Genomic DNA, 2,989 nt, shown 5'->3' with positions numbered 1-2,989 from the left:
CCCGCGCCGCCGCCGCCTGATCGAGCAGTTCGACCGGCGCGCCGCGCGCCCGCCACTCGGCATAGCGCGCCTCGATATCCCGCAAGCCCGCGTCCCCCACGGCGCAATGAAGGGTGCCGACGTGCATCGCCTCGCAGTCCATCCCGTGTTTCGAGACTAAACCGTAAACTTCTTGAGGGGCATCGCCGAGGATCGAGAGCAGCCGTTCGCCATACTCAGCCCCCAGCACTTTGGGGATCTCGCTCGGCATCACCCACAGCCCGGCATTGACCAAGCCGACATTGCGGCCCGAGCCGCCGAAACCGATCTCCTCAGTGTCCAAAACTGCGACTTTACTGCCTGATTCGGCCAAATGCAGCGCCGCCGACAGGCCCGTGAACCCCGCGCCGATCACCGCAACATCAACGCGCAAGTTACCCGACAAGGCGGTCGTGACCGGGGCTGTGGGGGCGGATTTCCCCCAGAGACCGTGGGACTCGGCGGCGACGGGCATGGCGCGGTTCCTTCTCTCAAATTCGGTCCAAATCATGCGGAGTGTTTCCGCATCTTGGCTATGAAATAGTGGCGCTCGTTTTCAAAAATCCTCAAGCCCCAGATACGCATGATGCTGTGAGCAGATTGCGTTTGCAGCAATCGCGGGTGTAGCCTTTTGGTCGCCCCGGAGATTTGTGACAAGGATGGAGACGATGACGGTAAAACGCTGGTTGCTTGCCCTCGCGCTCCTCGCCGTCGCGCCCGCGCCTTTGGCGGCGCAGGAGGCCCGTCCCATCACCCTTTTCGCCGCCGCCAGCCTCAAGAACGCGCTCGACGATAGCCTCGCCCAGTGGCAGCGGCAGGGCGGGGCGAAGGCCGTCGCCGCCTATGCCGCAAGCTCCGCCCTCGCCCGGCAGGTGGAAAGCGGCGCCCCCGCCGATCTGTTCTTTTTCCGCCGATCTTGAGTGGATGGACTATCTCCAGCAACGCAATTTGATCCGCCCAGACAGCCGCGTTACGCTGCTCGGCAATCGGCTGGTGCTGATCGGCGAAAAGGGTCGCCAAGCCCCTGTTACCATCGACGCGAGCCTAGACCTCAAGGGCTTGTTGAAGGGTAATCGTTTGGCGATGGGTGAGGTTGCTAGCGTTCCTGCCGGGAAATACGGCAAGGCGGCGCTCACCACGCTCGGCCTCTGGGCCAGCGTCGAAAATAGCATCGCCGGGGTCGATAACGTCCGCGCCGCCCTCACGCTGGTCGCGCGCGGCGAAGCGCCGTTGGGGATCGTTTATCAAACCGATGCCACCGCTGAAGCCAAGGTGGAGATTGTCGGCACCTTCCCCGAAACCAGCCACCCGCGCATTCTCTACCCGGTTGCGCTAACCGCGACCAGTCAAGCAAGTGCCGCCGCCCTCCTCGCCTTTCTGAAATCGCCGGAGGCGGCTACCTTCTTCACCAAGCAAGGGTTTTCCGCCCTCGCGCCGGGCCAGGGATCGTAGCCCGCACGCATGGAGTTTTTCGTCACTTTTTTTTGATCTGTCCGAAGCGGAATGGGTGGCGGTTGGCCTCAGCCTGCGCATTGCGGCGGTCGCTACCCTCTTTAGCCTACCCTTCGGCCTGATCGTCGCCCTGGCGCTAGCGCGCGGGCGCTTCTGGGGGCGGGGCGTGCTGGATGGTCTCGTTCACCTACCGTTGATCCTGCCGCCCGTCGTGACCGGCTATCTACTGCTGATTCTGTTCGGGCGGCGGGGCTTTTTCGGCGAACCGCTCGATCAGATTTTCGGGATCACCCTCGCCTTCCGCTGGACCGGCGCGGCGCTGGCCTGTGCGTGATGGGGTTTCCGCTGATGGTGCGCGCCATGCGCCTGTCCATCGAAGCCGTGGACCGGCGCCTGGAAGATGCTGCCGCCACTTTGGGCGCGGGGCCGGTCTGGGTGTTTCTCACGGTCACGCTGCCGCTGTGCCTGCCGGGGTTTCTGGCCGGAATGGTGCTGTCTTTCGCCAAAGCGATGGGGGAATTTGGGGCCACGATTACCTTCGTCTCGAATATCCCCGGCGAGACGCAAACCCTGGCCTCCGCCATCTATGGCTTTTTGCAGGTGCCCGGCGGCGATGGTCCTGCCGTGCGGCTGGTGATTCTCTCGGTGATCCTCTCGATGGGGGCGCTGCTGGTATCGGAACTCCTGACCCAGCGGGCACGGCGGCGGCAAACCTAATGCTCTCCTTGAATATTCAGCACCGGCAGGGCGATTTCACCCTCGCGCTCGCCGCCGAGATTGGCCCTGGCCTGACCGCGCTCAGCGGGCCGTCTGGCTCCGGGAAAACCTCGGTTCTGAAAATTGTCGCCGGGTTGATCCGCCCACAAACGGGGCATGTTCGCTTAAACGAGACCGTTTTTGTCGATACCGCGCGCCGCACTTGGCTACCGCCGCATCAACGCCGCTGCGGGGTAGTGTTTCAAGAAGCGCGGCTGTTCCCGCATCTCTCGGTTCGGCAGAACCTGCTCTACGGCCATTGGTTCAACCGCGCGCGGGGGGAGCGCGCCGATCTGGCTGGAATTGCGGACCTGCTGGGGATCGCCCCGCTGCTCGACCGCGCCCCCGCCACCCTCTCCGGTGGCGAGGCGCAACGCGTCGCGCTCGGGCGGGCGCTGCTGGCAAAACCGCGCCTCTTGTTAATGGACGAGCCGCTGTCGGCCCTCGATAGCGCGCGCAAAGACGATATTCTGCCCTATCTGGAGCGGGTACGCGATACCGCCCAAGTGCCCATTCTCTACGTCAGTCACGCCCAGGCGGAAATTGACCGGCTAGCGAGCCGCGTGCTGGTTCTCGATAAGGGGCGCTTGCTCGCTTAAGGCATCGCCGCTTTCGGAATGATCGCGCCGGGATGTTGGATCACGATTGAGGCCAGTCGGTGCGCTGCCAAAGCGGCGGCGTGCACAGAGGCACCGCCCAGCCGCGCCGCGAGATAGCCCGCCGCAAAACTATCGCCCGCCGCCGTCGTATCGACCGGCGTCAC

7 protein-coding genes are annotated in these 2,989 nt (G+C 64.3%); 5 read left to right on the top strand and 2 right to left on the bottom strand.

All coding sequences use genetic code 11. The features are described 5' to 3' along the window. The coding region (locus VZ95_RS17930; RefSeq protein ID WP_045777071.1) for an NAD(P)/FAD-dependent oxidoreductase at positions 1-493 on the bottom strand (493 nt) is incomplete at its 3' end. A gap of 193 nt (positions 494-686) precedes the next feature. Here VZ95_RS17930 and VZ95_RS27465 point away from each other — a divergent pair. From VZ95_RS27465 to modC, 5 genes are read left to right on the top strand one after another with little or no spacing between them, the layout of a single operon-like run. Further along, the gene (locus VZ95_RS27465) at positions 687-938 is read left to right on the top strand and encodes a substrate-binding domain-containing protein (RefSeq protein WP_232302739.1); all 252 of its coding nucleotides are present in this window, start codon (positions 687-689) and stop codon (positions 936-938) included. Between the two features lie 4 nt (positions 939-942). Beyond that, positions 943-1,470: a molybdate ABC transporter substrate-binding protein gene (gene modA / locus VZ95_RS17925; protein ID WP_232302738.1), complete on the top strand. Its 528-nt coding sequence runs from the start codon at positions 943-945 to the stop codon at positions 1,468-1,470. 55 nt (positions 1,471-1,525) lie between these two features. After that, positions 1,526-1,804 carry an ABC transporter permease gene (locus VZ95_RS28970; RefSeq protein WP_332308127.1) on the top strand — a complete coding sequence of 93 codons (279 nt, stop codon included), beginning with the start codon at positions 1,526-1,528 and terminating at the stop codon, positions 1,802-1,804. Beyond that, positions 1,804-2,187 carry an ABC transporter permease subunit gene (locus tag VZ95_RS28965; protein WP_332308128.1) on the top strand — a complete coding sequence of 128 codons (384 nt, stop codon included), beginning with the start codon at positions 1,804-1,806 and terminating at the stop codon, positions 2,185-2,187. The genes VZ95_RS28970 and VZ95_RS28965 overlap by 1 nt, the downstream gene beginning before the upstream one ends. Next, complete coding sequence (gene modC, locus VZ95_RS17915; RefSeq protein WP_045777072.1) at positions 2,187-2,825, top strand: molybdenum ABC transporter ATP-binding protein; 639 nt, start codon at positions 2,187-2,189, stop codon at positions 2,823-2,825. Before VZ95_RS28965 ends, modC begins: the two co-directional genes overlap by 1 nt. Here modC and VZ95_RS23295 read toward each other — a convergent pair. Then, positions 2,822-2,989, bottom strand: coding sequence for a PfkB family carbohydrate kinase (locus VZ95_RS23295; RefSeq protein WP_084627895.1), 168 nt, complete (start codon positions 2,987-2,989; stop codon positions 2,822-2,824). The genes modC and VZ95_RS23295 overlap by 4 nt on opposite strands.

Source organism: Elstera litoralis (assembly GCF_000963705.1).
GTDB classification, from domain to species: Bacteria; Pseudomonadota; Alphaproteobacteria; order Elsterales; family Elsteraceae; genus Elstera; species Elstera litoralis.
Note: the sequence above shows the minus strand (reverse complement) of the source record. Positions and strands in the feature narration are given on the sequence as shown.

Coding starts and splice junctions, on each gene's coding strand:
- VZ95_RS27465 (WP_232302739.1), top strand. CDS start 687: ATGACGGTAAAACGCTGGTTGCTTGCCCTCGCGCTCCTCGCCGTCGCG.
- modA (WP_232302738.1), top strand. CDS start 943: ATGGACTATCTCCAGCAACGCAATTTGATCCGCCCAGACAGCCGCGTT.
- VZ95_RS28965 (WP_332308128.1), top strand. CDS start 1,804: ATGGGGTTTCCGCTGATGGTGCGCGCCATGCGCCTGTCCATCGAAGCC.
- modC (WP_045777072.1), top strand. CDS start 2,187: ATGCTCTCCTTGAATATTCAGCACCGGCAGGGCGATTTCACCCTCGCG.